This window comes from Limnohabitans sp. T6-5, from assembly GCF_003063315.1.
Classification (GTDB): domain Bacteria; phylum Pseudomonadota; class Gammaproteobacteria; order Burkholderiales; family Burkholderiaceae_C; genus Limnohabitans_A.
Genome location: NZ_NERV01000003.1, coordinates 792,967 through 811,139 on the forward strand (window position 1 = coordinate 792,967; position 18,173 = coordinate 811,139).

General features: G+C 59.1%; 2 protein-coding genes. One reads left to right on the forward strand and one right to left on the reverse strand.

Annotated features, from left to right (window positions below; translation table 11 throughout):
* Window positions 1-21 precede the first annotated feature (21 nt).
* The gene (locus tag B9Z51_RS15310) at window positions 22-17,169 is read left to right on the forward strand and encodes an Ig-like domain-containing protein (RefSeq protein ID WP_108375952.1); all 17,148 of its coding nucleotides are present in this window, start codon (window positions 22-24) and stop codon (window positions 17,167-17,169) included.
* 14 nt (window positions 17,170-17,183) lie between these two features.
* Here the strand turns inward: B9Z51_RS15310 and B9Z51_RS15315 are convergent, their stop codons facing one another.
* Complete coding sequence (locus B9Z51_RS15315; protein WP_108375953.1) at window positions 17,184-18,113, reverse strand: LysR family transcriptional regulator; 930 nt, start codon at window positions 18,111-18,113, stop codon at window positions 17,184-17,186.
* Between the last annotated feature and the right edge of the window lie 60 nt (window positions 18,114-18,173).

Genomic DNA, 18,173 nt, shown 5'->3' on the forward strand with positions numbered 1-18,173 from the left:
ACAAGAATTGGGAGTTTTTCAATGAATACCGTCACCCTGCGTGTGCCCCACATCACCCAAGCCCTGGAACGCGGGCAAGTGCTGGCTTTGCAAGACGTGCTGCGCCTGGAGCGTGCAGGCGATGATCTGCTGGCCTGGGTGCAGCAGGTGGACGGCTCGGTGCAGTTGCTTCGATTGCCAGGTTTTTATGAGGCGGGGCGCGATGCGGTGGTGGAGGTGACTGAGGCCAATGCCTCTGCCGACAAAGTGTTGCGCGTGACGGCGCAGACGATGGTGCCCCCTACAGTGCTCGATGAACAATCGGCCTCTGGCCCGGTTCCATCAGATTCCGAGTCAGGCGATGGCGATGTGCTTTGGCTGCAATTGCTGGCCAATGACTTGTCCCATACCGATGACGTGTGGCGAGGTTTGATGTCCTCATCCGATGCGGGCTTGCGGGTACTGTCTGGTGTTTACAAGCCGATTGAACCGATCGGCGCCGCTGTCCTTGCCAAGCCGGTGCACGATTTCAGTTTTCAGGGTGAATCGGATTTGTCGGCCCCCGAATTCACGATCCATGAAGTCTCGGCATTGGGGGACAAATCTCTCAACGCAGCCGAAGCCGCTGCAGGCACGCTCATCAGTGGCAAGACCGAACCGAACTTGGCGGTGACGGTGACGCTCACGCAAGGTACACAAACATGGTCGTTCCAGACCCAGTCGAATGCGCAAGGAGATTGGTCATATACCTTGACGCAGGACGATTGGGCCAAGCTGCAAGATGGACCCACGACGCTGAGTGCCAGCAGCCAAGACCCGGCAGGCAATGTGGGGCACATGAGCTTGCCCACTTTTGAAGTGCATCGCAGCCTACCCGCAGCGCCGACGGCGGTGATGGACAAGACGGGCACGAGCGCAGTGCAGACCAAAGACAACACGCCGGGCTTCACGGGCACAGGCCCGGCAGGGGGCAAAGTGCGCTGGGTGCTGGACGGCAACAGCAACGGCAAGATGGACGCGAATGAGCGCGTGTTTGAGGTGCTAGTGGGCTCAGACGGCAAATACGCCACCAGCCTGGCCACCTTGCCTGCAGACGGTGCCTACCAATGGGTGCTGCAAAGTGTGGACAAGTACGGCAACGTCTCCACGGGCAGCACGACGGTGGCGCTGGAGCTGGACACCGTGGCCCCGGTGCAGATCCTGAACAGCGTGGCAGCGCTGAGCGACAAGGTGATCAATGCGGCCGAAGCAGCGGCAGACACAGTCATCAGCGGCAAGACGACAGCAAACCTGGATGTGACGGTGACGCTCACACAAGGCGCGCAAACATGGAAGTTCCAGACCCATGCCGATGCGCAAGGGGATTGGACCTGTCACTTGACACAGGCCGATTGGAGCAAGCTGCAAGATGGTTCGGCTACGCTGAGCGCCAGCAGTCAAGATGAAGCGGGCAATGTGGGGCAAGCGAGCTGGCCCGCCTTTGACGTGCACACGACGCCGCCCCCCGTGCCGACAGCGGTGTTGGTCAAGACGGGCACGAGTGCGGTGCAGACGAACGACAGCACGCCGGGCTTCACGGGCACAGGCCCGGCAGGCGGCAAGGTGCGCTGGGTGCTGGACGGCAACAGCAATGGTGTGATTGACCCCAGCGAAACCGCAGTGTTTGACGTGAGTGTTGGGGCAGACGGTCAATACAGCTTTACTTTTGAGAGCATGAGCTTGCCGCCCTTGCCCTCAGACGGTGCCTACCAATGGGTGCTGCAAAGTGTGGACAAGGACGGCAACGTCTCGACCGGCACCACAACGGTGTCGCTGGAGCTGGACACGGTTCTTCCCGTGCAGACGCTGAACAGTGTGGCAGAGCTGATCGACAACGTGATCAATGCGGCCGAAGCGGCGGCAGGCACAGCCATCAGTGGCAAGACAGATGCGAATTTGGCCGTGACGGTGACGCTCAAACAGGGGGCGCAATCGTGGACATTCCAAACCCAGGCGAATGCCCAAGGAGACTGGACTTACACCCTGAGTCAGGCCGATTGGGCCAAGCTGCAAGAAGGTGCAGCCACGTTGATCGCCAGCAGCAAAGACGCAGCAGGCAATGTGGGACAGTCCAACGCGCTGAGCTTTGAAGTGCACGCGACGCCGCCTGCAGCGCCAACAGCGGAGATGGACAAGACGGGCGCGAGTGCGGTGCAGACCAACGACAGCACGCCGGGCTTTACGGGCACGGGCCCGGCAGACGGCAAAGTGCGCTGGGTTCTGGACGGCAACCACGACGGCAAGATCGACGCGAACGGGAGCGTGTTTGAAGTGAGCGTCGGCTCAGACGGCAATTACGCCACCAGCCTTAATACCTTGCTCGCAGACGGTGCCTACCAATGGGTGCTGCAAAGCGTGGACAAGTACGGCAACGTCTCGAACGGCACCACGACGGTGGCGCTGGAGCTGGACACGGTTCTTCCCGTGCAGACGCTGAACAGTGTGGTGGAGCTGAACGACAACGTGATCAATGCGGCCGAAGCGGCGGCAGCCACAGCCCTCAGCGGCAAGACAGAGCCGAACCTGGACGTGACGGTGACGCTGAAGCAGGGTTCGCAAGAGTGGACTTTCCAAACCAAGGCCAACGCGCAAGGAGACTGGACCTGTACCTTGAGTCAGGCCGATTGGGCCGAGCTGCAAGAAGGCGCAGCCACGCTGCTCGCCAGCAGCAAAGACGGTGCGGGTAATGTGGGGCAGTCCAGCGAGCTCGGCTTTGAAGTGCACGCGACGCCGCCCGAAGCGCCGACAGCGGCGATGGACAAGACGGGCACGAGTGCGGTGCAGACGAATGACAGCACGCCGGGCTACACGGGCAATGGCCCGGCAGAGGGCAAAGTGCGCTGGGTGCTGGACGGCAACAGCAACGGCAAGATCGATGCGAACGAAAGCGTGTTTGAAGTGAGCGTCGGCTCAGATGGCAAATACAGTTTTAATTTTGAGCGTCCAGACTTGAGCCCCTTGCCCGCAGACGGCCCCTACCAATGGGTGCTGCAAAGCCTGGACAAGTACGGCAACGTCTCGACCGGTAACACGCTGGTGCAACTGGAGCTGGACAGACAAGCGCCACTGCCGATCCTGAACAGCACGGGGGCGCTGAGCGACCGGGTGATCAATGCGGCCGAAGCGGCGGCAGGCACAGCCATCAGTGGCAAAACCGAGCCGAACTTGGACGTGACGGTGACGCTGAAGCAAGGTTTGAATGAATGGACTTTCCAGACCCAGGCCAATGCGCAAGGGGACTGGGCCTATACCCTGAGCAAGACCGATTGGACCAAGCTGCAAGAAGGCGCAGCCACGCTGATGGCCCGCAGCCAAGACGGTGCGGGCAATGTGGGGCTGTCCAACGAGTTGAACTTTGAAGTGCACGCGACGCCGCCCGCAGCGCCGACGGCGGTGATGGACAAGACAGGCACGAGTGCGGTGCAGACCAACGACAGCACGCCGGGCTTTACGGGCAAGGGCCCGGCAGACGGCAAAGTGCGCTGGGTGCTGGATGCCAACCATGACGGCAAGATCGACGCGAACGAAAGTGTGTTTGAAGTGGGCGTCGGCTCGGACAGCCATTACCTCCATATCCTGAACGCCTTGACCGCAGATGGGGCCTACCAATGGGTACTGCAAAGTGTGGACAAGTATGGCAACGTCTCGACGGACACCACCTTGGTGCAGCTGGAACTGGACAGACAAGCGCCAACCCTGAGCCTGAGCACTGTGGCGGCCTTGGATGATCATGTGATCAATGCGGCTGAAGCCGCAGCGGGCACGGTCATCAGTGGCAAGACGGATCCGAGTCTGAGCGTGACGGTGACGCTGAAACAGGGCTCGCAAGAGTGGCAGTTCGACACCCAGGCCAATGCGCAAGGAGATTGGACCTGTACCTTGAGCAAAGACGATTGGGCCAAATTGCTGGAAGGCACAGCCACGCTGAGCGCGAGCAGCAAGGACGCTGCTGGCAATGTGAGTCAGGTGAGCTTGCCCGACTTTGACGTGCATGTGACGCCGCCAGATGCGCCGACTGCAGTGATGGACAAGACGGGCACGAGTGAGGTGCAGACGAACGACAACACGCCGGGCTTCACGGGCACGGGCCCGGCAGGAGGCAAAGTGCGCTGGGTGCTGGACAGCAACAGCAACGGCGTGATTGATGGCAGCGAGGGGGCACGTTCATTCGACGTGAGCGTAGGGTTGGATGGCAAATACAGTTTTAACTTTGAGCGTCCGGGCTTGAGTGCTTTGCCTGCAGACGGTGACTACCAATGGGTGCTGCAAAGCGTGGACAAGTACGGCAACGTCTCGACCGGTAGCACGCTGGTGCAACTGGAACTGGACAGCCAGGCCCCCACGCTGAGCCTGAACAGCGTGGCAGAGCTGAACGACAAGTTGATCAATGCGGTCGAAGCGGCGACAGGCACAGTCATCAGCGGCAGGACAGATGCGAACCTGGACGTGACGGTGACACTGAAACAGGGTTCGCAAGCGTGGCAGTTCCAAACCAAGGCGGGTGTGGATGGTGTCTGGACCTACACCTTGATCCAGACCGACTGGGCCAAACTGCAAGAAGGCGCAGCCACGTTGATCGCCAGCAGCAAAGATGCGGCGGGCAATGTGAGTCAGGTGAGCTTGTCCGATTTTGAAGTCCACATAAACCCCCCGGCAGCGCCGACCGCTGTGATGGACAAGACGGGCACAAGTGCGGTGCAGACCAAGGACAGCACGCCGGGCTTCACGGGCATGGGTCCGGCAGGGGGCAAAGTGCGCTGGGTGCTGGACGGCAACAACGACGGCAAGATCGACACCAGCGAAACCGCAGTGTTTGACGTGAGTGTTGGGGCAGACGGTCAATACAGCTTTACTTTTGAGAGCATGAGCTTGCCGCCCTTGCCTGCAGACGGTGCTTATCAATGGGTGCTGCAAAGTGTGGACAAGTACGGCAACGTCTCGACCGGCAGCACGCTGGTGCAGCTGGAGTTGGACACCGTGCGCCCCGTTCAGACACTGAACATCGTGGCAGAGTTGAGCTACAACGTGATCAACGCAGCTGAAGCGGCGGCAGGCACAGCCATCAGTGGCAACACCGAGCCGAACCTGGACGTGACGGTGACGCTGAAGCAGGGTTTGAATGAATGGACTTTCCAAACCCAGGCGAATGCGCAAGGAAACTGGACCTATACCCTGAGCAAGGACGATTGGGCCAAGCTGCAAGAAGGCGCAGCCACGCTGAGCGCCAGCAGCAAAGACGGTGCGGGCAACGTCGGGCAGTCCAGCGAGTTGAGCTTTGAATTGCATATGACGCCGCCAGCGCTGCCGACAGCGGCGATGGACAAGACGGGCACGAGTGCGGTGCAGACAAAGGACAGCACGCCAGGCTTCACGGGCACAGGCCCTGCAGACGGCAAAGTGCGCTGGGTACTGGACAGCAACAAGGACGGCAAGATCGACGACAACGAAACCGTTGCCTTTGAAGTAGACGTAGACGCCTACGGCCAATACAGCACCAGCCTGGCCACTTTGCTTGTAGACGGCAAGTACCAATGGGTGCTGCAAAGTGTGGACAAGTACGGCAACGTCTCGACAGGCAGCACGACCGTGGCTCTGGAACTGGACACGCAAGTGCCGGTGCTGGGGCTGGATGCGGTGACAGGCGACGACAAGATCGGGTATCAGGAGTTTGTGGCCGACACGGGCATTGTGTTGACGGGCCAGGGCGAAGCCAAGGGCGTTGTCGTGCTGACCCTGTCGCAAGGCAGCGTCAAGACCACGCTTGACAATGTGCGGGTGGATGACTCAGGCCATTGGTCGGTCACGGTGAGCAAAGCGCAGTGGGCAGCTTTCAGCTCAGGACAAGTGACGGTGTCAGTGGCTCAGACGGACGGCGCAGGCAATGTGGCCACACCTGTGGAGCGCAGTGTGCCCATTCGCACCACCGCTGTAGCACCCGTGACCAGCATGGTGCTGGCAGACGGCCAGGACACCGGACGTGATGCCAGCGACGGCGTGACCTACATCGCAGCCCCACAGATCAAGGTGTCTGCATCCCCCAACAGCTGGGTGCGTTTGGTGCGCGATGCCAACACGGACGGTATTTTGCAAGCCAGTGATGTGGTCTTGGCTGAGTTGCAGACCGATGCGTCGGGCCATGTGGTCTGGAGGCCAAGCTCAGCGCTGGGTGAAGGGGTGCAACACATCCTGGCCTTGGGCTGGGACCCGGTCTCGGGCAGTTATTCCAATGCGGACCTCACGACCGGACAGGTGTCCAACGTGACCGCGCGGCTCATGCTGACCATTGACACGCAGGCGCCGGGGGCGCCCACCCTCAATGCGGTGGCGGGTGACAACACCATCATTTTGACCGAGAGCCTGACCGATCAGTTGGTCAGCGGCACGGCGGATGCCCTGGCCGATGTGACCTTGACCTGGAGCCGGGGTTTGAATCCGGTCACGGTGCGTGCAGACAATTCGGGGCATTGGCAATACACCCTGACGCCCGCTTTGATGAAGGCTTTGGGTGGGGGTGTGGTGACCGTGACGGTCAGTCAAGCCGATGTGGCTGGCAACGTGGGTACGGGTACGGGCTCTGCGGTGATCACGCTGGACACGTCCGATTTGCCAGCCCCTTATGGATTGGCGCTGGATGCTTCGCTCGATACGGGCCGCAGCCATACAGATCATGTGACCCGGACAACGCAGCTGACTGTGACGGGACACAGCGGTGCGGGCAACACGATCGAGGTGTTCGATGACCGCAATGACAACGCAGTGATGGATGACGGGGAGTCGCTGGAAGCCGCGACGGCCGATGCGCAAGGTCTTTTCAGCGTGAGCCACACGTTTGCTGTGGATGGCAGTTTCAATCTGCGAGCCATCGCTCAAGATACGGGGGGCAAGGTGAGCGGAGCCAGTCAGGCCTTGGGCGTGACGGTGGACACTCAGGTCAATCCAGTGAACGATTTGCGGGTCTCTGACAATGACCGCATCAATCTGGCCAAGCGCAGCAGTGGGGTCAATATCAGCGGCACCGGTGAGGCTTTGGCAGATGTCTCTGTGTTGTTCAAGGATGAAGGTGACCACCTCTTGCTGACGGTTGTCGGGCGAGTCGATGCCCAACACGCGTGGTCTGTGACCCTTACCCCGGCGCAAATTGAGCTTTTGGGACAAGGGCGGCTGCATGCAGAGGTCACTCAGACCGATGTGGCCGGCAACGTGTCGCAGGTACAAACACACGAATTTTTTGTGGATACGGTGCCTCCGGATGAGCCCTTAACGGACAGGGTTCAAGCTGCTTTGGAATGGAATGCCAGCACTGAGTTGGCGGGAGGACTGAATTGGCAGGAGTTGGCCGATGGCACGACCGTCGCCGTTGCCTTGCCTGCTAATTTGGGGGAGGGCGGCGTGGTCGTGCTGGCTTGGGGTAACCAGCAGGTGCGCTACAGCGTTACGGCAGAAGAGCTGGCCGCTGGTGTGGCTCAAGTGTTTGTGCCGGCCACCACCATTGTGGCGGCGGGCGACAACAGCGCCTTGAATGTCAGTGCCTTGTTTGAAGATGCTGCAGGCAACACGGGTCCGTGGAATGGCAGTCAGGTTCAAGCCTTTCAGGTTTTGAATGGGTTGTCGGTCAGCTTTTCAGAGCGGCCACCCGGCATGATTCCCGTGTCTGAAGACTATGGTCGGGTATTGAGCAGCACCTATTACACCCACAAAACGCAGGATTTTCGGATTCAATTGTCCGGGGCCGCAGGCAGCACCGTGGTGATTTATGAGGGCAGTCAATATGTTGAAGGGCAAGCACTGACCCGAGTCCAGCTCGACAGTTCTGGTCAAGGCGTGGCCATACTTTCTCTGTCTGAAGGCAGTCACACCCTTCAAAGCTTTGCCACTTTGCAAGGGGTGAGCGCACCTACATTACAAAGCACGCTTTCGGTCGTTGTGGACACCGCCGTGCCTGCATTGCCCGTGGTGACGACTTACGACGACAAAGTCAATGCGGTGGAGCGTGACGCGGGTGTCTTGGTCAGCGGTACGGCAGAGCCCAATGCCGAGGTGAAGTTCAAATTGGTGAACTCCCGCACAGATGTGGTGGGCCAGGAATACACCGTGTTGACCGATGGCGCAGGTCAATGGTCGACCCGCATCACCGTGGGGCAATGGGCGGAAGTGGGTGATGGGCCTTTGTCGCTGCGCTTGACGCAAACTGACCTCGCGGGCAATACCAGTGACCCACAATCAGTGAACATCACCCTGGACACGACGGTGTTGGCGCCTACCGTCAACAGTGTCTCGGGCAATGATTGGGTCAATGCGCAAGAGATGGGGGATGGTTCGGTCGCCTTGAGTGGTGGCAGTGAAGCCTTGGCTTGGGTCTCGATCGCGGTGGCCGGGTCATCGGGCACATACAACACTTCGGTGCGTGCTGATGCGAATGGTTTTTGGTCGGTGCCTTTGAATCCTTCGGTTTTGCGTGACAAATTGGGCGAAGGCTCTGCCACTGTCAGTGCCAGCCAAACCGATGCAGCGGGCAACGTGTCGGTGCTTGTTAACCATGTTTTCAAAATTGACACGGTGGTGGATGCCCCTGTGCTGGACGCCATCAGTGGTAACAACATCGTCAACGCTGTCGAGGCTGCTCAAGGGGTGGTGGTCAGTGGCTCAGGGGAGTCGGGGGCGACGGTTCAGGTGATTTTTTCCAAAGGCAGTCTGGCTTTGCCTGCCCGCTCAGCGCTGGTGGGCAGTGGCGGTCGGTGGCAATTGAATCTCAGCAGCGATGAGTTTCAGCTTTTGGGGGATGGGGCTTGGTCGGTGGCGGTTTCGCAAACCGATCTGGCGGGCAACGTGTCCTCGGTGACTTCGGGCACATTGACTGTGGACCGGACACCCATTGCCGGTTCGGTGCAGGTCAATGCGTTGAGTACGGATGACGTGGTGTCGTTTGCCGAGCAAGGCAGTGATTTTGTCGTGACGGGCACCGGGCCAGCGGGAACGCAGGTTTACTTGAGTTTGCAAGGCAGTTTGGGGAGCGTGAAACTGGAGGCTTTGGTGGTCAACACGCAAGGTCAATGGCAAGCCACACTGACGAGCGTTCAGATGCGCTCTATTTTGGGCAGTGGACCGGTTCAGGTTCAGGCTTGGGCTGTGGACCCTCAAACCGGGGACCGATCCACGCAGGTCAATACAGTGGTCGAGCACACCTTTGTTCTGGAAGACCTGGAGCCTACACCCTCAGTCAACCAGATTGGCGGGGATGGCTACATCAATGCCCTAGAGGCGGCCGCCGGGACGGTGCTTACAGGGACGGGAGTGGCCGGACATTTTGTTTCTATCCAATTGACCGGTGCAAATGGCAACATCAGTCGCCTTGTGCAGGTGGGCCAAGACGGCAGCTGGCAAATCCGTTTGGGTTTTTCAGACCTTCAGACGCTGGGGGAAGGCGCTGTCCAGATTCAAGCCGTGCAGCGCAATGGTTTGACGGGTGGCGCTCAGACTTCTTTGCCAGCGACGCAACAATTTGTCATGGATACCGAGGCGCCGAACAGTCCCCACAGCAGTGATGCAGTTGCTGCGCAAAGCTACAACGCAAACCATGCGCTGGCGGGCGGTGTGACGCCGGTTGAAGCTGCGGCGGGTGTGAAAGTGGCCGTGCCACTGCCCGCCAATGCCCGAGCGGGTGACACACTGGAGTTGCTCTGGGGTGCTCAAGTGGTGGTTCATGTGCTCACGGCGACTGAATTGGCGGCCATCACAGGCGGCGATGCGCAGCAGATATTCATCACGGTACCCGGCAACACCATCGCACGTCAGGGGGATGGCTCGGTGGATATCCATGTCCGGGTCACCGATTTGGCAGGCAACGTGGGCGATCCATATTTGCTGGTTTCTGGTGTGGCGGTGGATGCGCCGCCCCTGGCGCCGCAAATCGACGCAGTGATGACCGACGGTTATGTGAATCTGGCCGAATTCACCGCAGACCAGACCACGCCAGGCAGCATTTTGATCTCGGGCACCTCATCGAGTAATGGGGCCGTGACGGTGGAATTGAGTCGTACGGGGACCCTCATCAAAATCACCCTCCAATGCACCGCAGTTGGTGGCATCTGGACCGTGCCTGTCAGCCAAACTCAGCTCCTTGATCTCGGAGAAGGCACCATTGACATGGCTGCGTACTTGATCGATGCCGGTCTTGTTCAGTCGGCCACGAGCAATGGCAGCTTTGTGTTTGACAAAACCTTGCCTGCATCCGTGCTTGATGTGAATATGCAGGCTGCGCAGGTGCAAAACGCTCGCGGTGAGCTGGCGGGTGGTTTGATTGTCATGCCGGATAACCACAATTTGACCGAAGCCACTGACGGCACCGTGGTGCATGTCGGTTTGGCCAGCGACGCGCAATCGGGCGATGAGGTGGTTCTTTATTGGGGCAGTAGTTCAGGTGCCGGTGGCTTGGAAGTGCGCACCAAATTGACCCAGACCGATGTGAACCAAGGCTTTGTGGCGGTGACTGTGGCGGAGTCTGTCATCACTCTGGCGGGCGATTCGAGCAGTTTGCGAGTTGAGGCCCGATCCGTTGACCGTGCAGGTAACGAAGGCGAGCGTTTCCTGGTCTGGACCGGCACGGTCGATGCCTTGCCTGAGGCACCGACCGTTACAGCTGTGGCGACAGATGGACTGGTTAATCTTCTGGAAAGCCAGGCCGATGTACTCATCGAGGGTGCGGCCACCGTGGGGCAGGTGGTGACCGTCAAGATCGTGGTGGGCACTGCCATCAAGCTGCAGAAAACAGCCACCGCAGTCGATGTGAATGGCCACCCCTATTGGTCGGTGTCTTTGACGCCTGGTGACATAGTCACCCTGGGTCAGGGTACGTTTGAGATTCAGGCCTACCAGACGGACGGCACGGGCAATCCTTCCAAGGTGGCGAGCAGCCGATTTGTGATCGATACAGTGCCGCCTGCGCCCCCCACCCTCGACGCAGTGACCGCTGACAACCGCGTCAGCTACGCCGAGTCTCAGTCTGGAGTGAAATTAACCGGCACGGGTGAGCCTGGCGCCTCCATCAGTCTAAAACTGTCGGATCAGTACTCGCATCGGGTGAGCAAAAGCAATGTCGTCGTCGATGCGAACGGCGCGTGGACAGTCTCTGTGCTGGCGGCTGACTTTGCTGGATTGGATCAAGGAACATTGCAAATTGCAGCGGTTCAAGCCGATGCGGCGGGCAATGTCTCGACAGTCACGCAAAAAACTTTGACCTATGTGTCAGTGCCGGTCAGTGTGCCGACCATTGTCAGCGTCAGTGGTGTCAGTGGCAGTGACATCTATTTCAATGCCCAAGATCAGATCAACGCAAGCGGCAATTTGGTCGTGAGTGGCTCGGGTGAATCGGATCATCAACTTCGTCTGGATGTCCGTGTGGCCGGTGTGGCCTATGACGTGCCGTCGGTGACTGTGGGTGCTAACGGCTTGTGGAGCGTCGTTCTCACTGCGGCAGATTTGAGCCGAATCGGGCAAGGCGTGACGCAACTCCAGGCGGTGCAAATCAATGCCGCGGGGGATGAATCCTTGCCTCAGATCTTTGACACTTTTGTCATTGATACCCTGGCTCCGCAGCTCAATGTGGCGCAGATAACCGCCAATGGACTCAATGGCAATGCCAAAGAAGACGATGTGATCACCGTGACGGTGCAATTGTCCGAGGCTGTGACCGTGACTGCCCTGCCCCAAGTGGCATTGCAATTGGGGGCACAGACGGTATACGCCCAGTACAACGCAAGCGCCAGTCAGTTGGCGGGCAGCAACCGCGCTGTCTTTACCTACAAAGTTGTGGCCGGTGATACAGACACCGACGGTGGCGTGGCTTGGGCGGCCCAGTCAGTCGACTGGAAGGGCGCTCAGGTGCAAGACGCGGCAGGCAACCCGGCCGGTACAAGCATTTCACAGGTGCTGGCTAACACGGTGCGGGTGGACACATCGGCCCCTAATGCACCAAGCATTGATGGCTTGGTGAGTCCGTCGGGTGGGGCAGATGGCGCCGTGGCTGCTTCCTCATTGGGGGGCGACTACATCAACAAAGTCGAGGCCAATCAGAACCAGGTGGTGGTCAAGGTCAATTTGGTGGGCACCAATGCTTTGGCAGGCGACAGTCTGCAAGTGTTTTGGGGCGGTCAGCAGGTCAGTCCCAAGACGCTTCTGGCTGGTGAGATCACTCAGGGCTTTGCTTGGGTCACCGTGCCTGCCAGCACCATTGGCAGTGCAGAAAGCACGGTGGACATTACAGCCAGGCTGGTGGATTTGGCCGGGAACGTTTCAGGCGTTTTGGTGGGCATTCCGGTGAAGGTGGACACCATCGCCCCGGGTGCATTAACGATGAACACGGTATTGAGTGATGACCGGGTGTCTGCGGTCGAGGCGCTGTCGATGTTGGGCTTGGGTGCGGGTGTTTCTTCGGCGCAGGATGTGACCGGTTCGGGCGTGGTGGTCGGGGTCACCTTGAATGCGGTGGTCCGCCAAAACGGCCATTCGTACAACTTGACGCCCGTGAACAATGGCACCACTTGGTCCATCAAGGCCGGTGATTTGGGGCAGGTCATTGCCCAGCTGGATGATGGCTCTTGGGATCTGGTCGTCACCCAAACCGATGCCGCCGGGAACGACAGCACACAGACCGTGCGCAGTGTGCAGCTCGATCGAGATGTGCCTTCCGCCCCCACGATCCTGTCTGTGCCTGCAACGCTTGATGGCTGGATCAATCTGGTCGATGCCAACAGTGGTGTGCTGGTGAATGTTTCCTTGGCCGGAACGCGCGCCAAGGCGGGTGATGCCTTGGTGATTTCAGGCTTTGCCACCGACTACCAGGTGGTCTTGAAAACCACCGATCTGGCTGCGCAGCAGATCGCCGTGCTCGTTCCAAAAGACCTGGTGTTGCAAGCGACAGGTGCTACCCCTCAAACGCTCAACATCACCGCGCACATTGAGGACACCGGCGGCAATATGTCCGCTGCGTCCAATGTCGTCGGAGTGAAGCTCGACACCATCATCTTGACGCCAGTGGTTGTGGCAGCAGCATTTGCCGATGGCATCACATCTGCTGAAGCCAGCATGGTCACTGGTCAAGTATTTTCAGGCAGTGGTGTGGAGGCTGGCGCTTCGGTGGTGATCACGATGCAAGGCGCTTTGGGCGACAGCTTGCGCTTTCCCACCACGGGCCAGGCCGACGGCACTTTTTCCGTCACCGTCATGCCCTCGGATTTTCGGGTGCTGGGTTCAGGCACAGTGGCTTACACGGTCGTACAAACCGACAAGGCGGGCAACGTTTCGACCTCCACCACAGGCTCGTTCAATGTGGTCTTGACTTTGCCGCCACCGAGCCTTTTTGACATGACGGGCGACAACCTCATCAATGCGGCAGAAGCCTCTGCGGCGCAAACTTTGTCAGGATTGGCCAGTGCCGGGGCACAGGTCAAGATCCGGTTTTTCGATGCATCGACCAACACCGAATACTTGTCTGAAAAGACCGTGACAGCAGCTGCATCCGGCACCTGGTCCTTGTCCTTGACTGCGGCCGATATCCAAACCCTGTCACCCAGCGGTGCGGCAACCATCCTGATCAAGGCGCAACAGAGCTTGAACAATCAGCTGTCGGATCAGGCCACTTTGAGTGTTCTGATTGATCGGGTGCCACCGGCTGTGTCGGGCGCGGTGAGCTTGTTTGATGCCAATCTGGACGGCGCGAAAAACGATGGCTTGGTGCTGACCTTCACTGAGCCCGTGCGCTTCAGTGATTTGAACGCCTTGTCAAAGTTTGTGTTGCCGACAGGGCGAACCTGGGGCACGGGAGCCCGCCTGGAGGCCAGTCAATCGCAGACCCTCAATGGCGCCGAGTATGCGGCCGTGGTGAAAATTTTCCTGGGCACGGGGTCCAATCTGGCGGCGGGTGACACCATCACCCTGTCCAGTGCGCAGGTGGTTGATGTGGTGGGCAACACGGCCTTGTCCAATGCCGTGTTCACTGTGCCGAGTCTGCTCATTCCTGGCACGCCAACGCCACCCGTGACGATTGCCACAGACAACCGCATCAATGCCACCGAGTTGACTCAAACCACAGCCGTGGCGTTCACCCACTCGGCAGCAACAGCCGGAACGCAGTTGGTGGTTTACCTTGACGGTGTCGTGGTCAAGCGGCAGGACATGACCCCCAACACCACCAGCACATCGGTGACCCTGACTTCGGCAGAATGGGGGGCGGTGTCGGGTCAGAAGTCTTTGGTGGCTCAAATTGTCAACCCCACCACCGGCGCCACAGGCGCCTATTCCGCACCCAAACCCATTGCGCTGGATTTTGCGGTGGAGAGCTCTGTCCAATTGAACGCGGTCTCAGACACGGGCACTGTGGGCGCATTCGATGGCGGAGACAAGATCAGCCTGGTCTTCAAAGAGGCCGTGAATCTGAGCACAGCAGCCTTGCCCGCAGGACTGAGTGCGAGCAGTCTGGTGGCGGTGGATGGCATCAAGCAAGTGGGCGATACCAACACCTACGCCACGACTTGGCAGGTGACCCTGGGCACTGGCACGACTTTGCAAGCGGGTCAGATCGTGAACTTGAATGCAGTGCGTGACATGGCGGGCAATACGGCCACCTTGAGCACCACCGTCAGGGCGGATGTGTTCACGCCCAACCCCACGCTGGTGATTGACACGGTAGCGGGCAACAATGTGCTGGATGCCAGCAAAAAATCGGCCGGTGTTTCGGTCACTGTTCAGTTGACGGGCGCCAAGGCGGGCGATGTCATCCAATTGACGATGGACGGCGAGGTGGTGGGCACGGCCACTGTTCAGACCACTGGCCAAAGCAGCGCAGCTTTCAGCCTGGCTGCGGGCAGTTGGGGCGGAGATGGCGAGCGTGTGCTGCATGCCAATCTGGTCCGTGCAGGCCAGACCACCAGTTCCTTGAACCGCTCGGTGTATGTCGCAGCAGATCAAAAGCATTGGTCGACCGTGTATGCCGATACCTTGTGGTTTGACCCGGACACCTTGATGACCCTCAAGGATGGCAGCCAGGTCATGACATGGACATCCAGTGACGGCACGGTGACTTTACAGCCCAAAAAAGGGGCTGTGCCCAAGTTGACCGACTCGTCAGGCCATGTGGCCTTGTACTTCAATGGCGCATCCTCTTTGAATACAACCCAAAAGACGGCTGCACCCAGACTGGATCTGACGGGCTATTCGGACTTTTCCATGCTCAAGTTGTTGGGCTACCCTCCTCAATGGGGCTACACCATGAGCCGAGAAATTGATGGTGCTGTCAACGGGACGGTTTATGCATTCAGGCACCACTTTGGCGGTGTCCAAACATCACTGTCATCCCACTTTTCGGGCTACGGGGTGAATACGGTTTCCAACGCGGCCACCGTCAGCTCCTGGATGGTCATGAATGGATTCAACGACACCACAGCGGGTTCGCTGGCCGTGAACAATCGGGTGCTGAGTTCAACCGCCAACAGCACCATGATGTCGACACCAGGCAAGTTTGCAGTGGGCGCTGCAGGGACGCTGGCCATCGGTGCCTCGGGCGGAACGGGTTCAGGCAGCGCTGAATTCGTCACAGGGGTGATGGGCGATCAAATCGCTTTCAACCACACCTTGACTGCAGCCATGAGGGGCGAGGTCTCGACCTATCTGGCTGCCAAATACCAGACCGTGGGTCGACTGGTGGCAGTCACCGGGACGGCGCAGACCTATGACTTGTCCCTCAGTCAGAATGCCACGCCCATTCTGGATGATCTGTTGCAGCTCAATACCTCCGATTTGGGCGCTGGCAAGGACCGTGTGATCACGGCCGGCGCAGACTATGTCAACACCAGCGCAGGTGATGACACCATTGAAATCAAGGATGCTTTTTTCCGTCAAATTGATGGTGGTAAGGGCTTAGATACCCTGGTCTGGTCGAATGCCTACAGTGGTAGCTCCAAACTTTATCTGTCGGATTTTGTGTCCAATTTCCGGGGCGATTCGGGGGCGACGGCAGACAACACGCGCGTCAATGCAGCGGGGTATCACCAGTTACTGGGTATTGAGCGGCTTGACTTGACGCAGTCCGCTTTGGAGGCAGGCGCTGTGGGCAAGCAAGTATTGACCATTGCATCGGCCGATGTTGGGCAATTGTCTGAAACCAACACGCTGGAAGTCATGCTGGGCGGGCAGGATGTCTTGCTGACGACCAGCAATGACTTCTCATCCAGGGTGTCGGGTAACTTCTTGAATAACGGTGTTTACTTTGACACGCGCTATCAAAAGACGGTCAATGGTGAAGATGTCACCTTGTATGTGAAGGGCGGCTCTGGCGACCCCGATCCCAACGATTTGACCCTGACGGCCAGTGCACTGCAGCTCAATTTTTCTGCTGCCATGTACGGAGCCGCGCCCGTTGTGGGGGATTTTTCGATCACAGCCTGGTCCAATGGTTCGCTACCCGGCCTCACCTCGGTGGATTCGGTCAATGTCAAGCAAGGTTTGTATTTTGGCTTCAACGGGGCGGTGACTGAGCCCATGCGCATCGACTACACAGGGACGCTGGCCGATGAAACCGGGCGCAGTTTTCTGCACAAAACCTGGGGCGTTGGCACCGATGGCGGCGATACCCTGGACGCCAGCACCTGGACGGTGGCTGCGGCCATTTTGGGGGGCGGCGGCAACGACGCCATCACGGGCACAGCCTATGCCGATGTGTTGGTAGGTGGCTTGGGCGCAGATCGTTTGACGGGTGGGCTGGGCTCGGACCGCTTCGTCTACAAAACCGTTTACCAGGGCGTGGGCGGCGCAGGCGGTTTGGGCGGTCTCACAGGGGATGTCGTCACAGATTTCAACACCTCCCTGGGCAAAGATGCCGACGTGCTGGACATGTCGGACTTGTTCGCCAGCAGCCTGGGCGCCACAGGACAAGCTGTGATCGATGCCACCAAGCTCATCAAAGGGGGCTACATCGATTTGGTCAAAACCAATGCAGGCCATGACCTGCAAGTGTTTGTCGACCGCGATGGCGGCGGCGCCATGGGCTTGCTGGTCACCTTGCAAAACATGGACAGCTACTTGACGGTGCCGGGTGAAACCACCGAGCAACTGTTACAGCGCTTGTTGACCGAGGGGCGCATGCAGGTCTCTCATGCTTGATCTTGCCCTTCAGGTCAAGCTTGTGTGATCAGCGCCTGTTGCGTGGCTGGATTCTCCAGCTGCGCAATCCACCAGCGCAGGCCATGTCCGGCAGGGCTCAGGCGGCTGTCTCGCCAAGCGATGTGAACCAGACTTTGTCGCTTTTGCGTGACCTGCTTGATGACCAAGCGAGCTTGTTGAACATGGGGTTCGGCCAGGTTTTTGGGCAAAAAACCTGCCCCCAGTCCCCGCAATTGGGCTTGCAGTTTGCTTGGCATGTCGGGCACCGTGAAGACCTCTTGCCCACCTTGCAAACCAATCGTGAGGCCTGTACCACGTTGAATCGAGTCCGCAACGGCCACAGCCCGGTGCTGCATGAGCAGGTCGTCGGTCAATGGTTCAGGGGCTGTGGCCAAGGGGTGGTGAGGCGCTACAGCAAAGACAAAAGGAATTTCGCCCAGTGGCATGTGCTGAATATCGGCCGACATGCTGTGCTCGGGCACCACGCCAATAGCCAAGTCGGCTTGGCCGGTGGTGAGTGCCGCCAGAGTGCCCGACAAGGTTTCGTGGCGAATGCGCAAGCGGGTGGGGCTCTTCAGGGCCAAAAAGGCCTCGCACATATCCATGACCACGCTGCGCGAGACGATGCTGTCTGCTGCCACAGTCAGCACGGCTTCCCAGCCGGTGGCCACGCGCTTGACCCGGTTGGCCACCGCGTCAATGTCTTGCAACAGCCGCCCGGCTTCGCGCAACAGTTCCACGCCTGCGGCCGTCGCTCGGGCTTGGCGCGAGCTGCGGTCAAACAACAGCACATCCAGTGCGTCTTCGAGTTGTCTGACCCGGTAGGTCAGGGTACTGGGCACCAAGTTCAGTTCGCGGGCTGCTGCTGCAAAACTGCCGCGCTCTGCAATGGTTTGCAGCATGAACAAGGCATCTGGTGTGAGCCAATCTTTGGGACTTTGCATGATCAATGCATTTTATTTCAAACAATTTGAATGATGGCGGCAAATGGATTGAACCGTGCA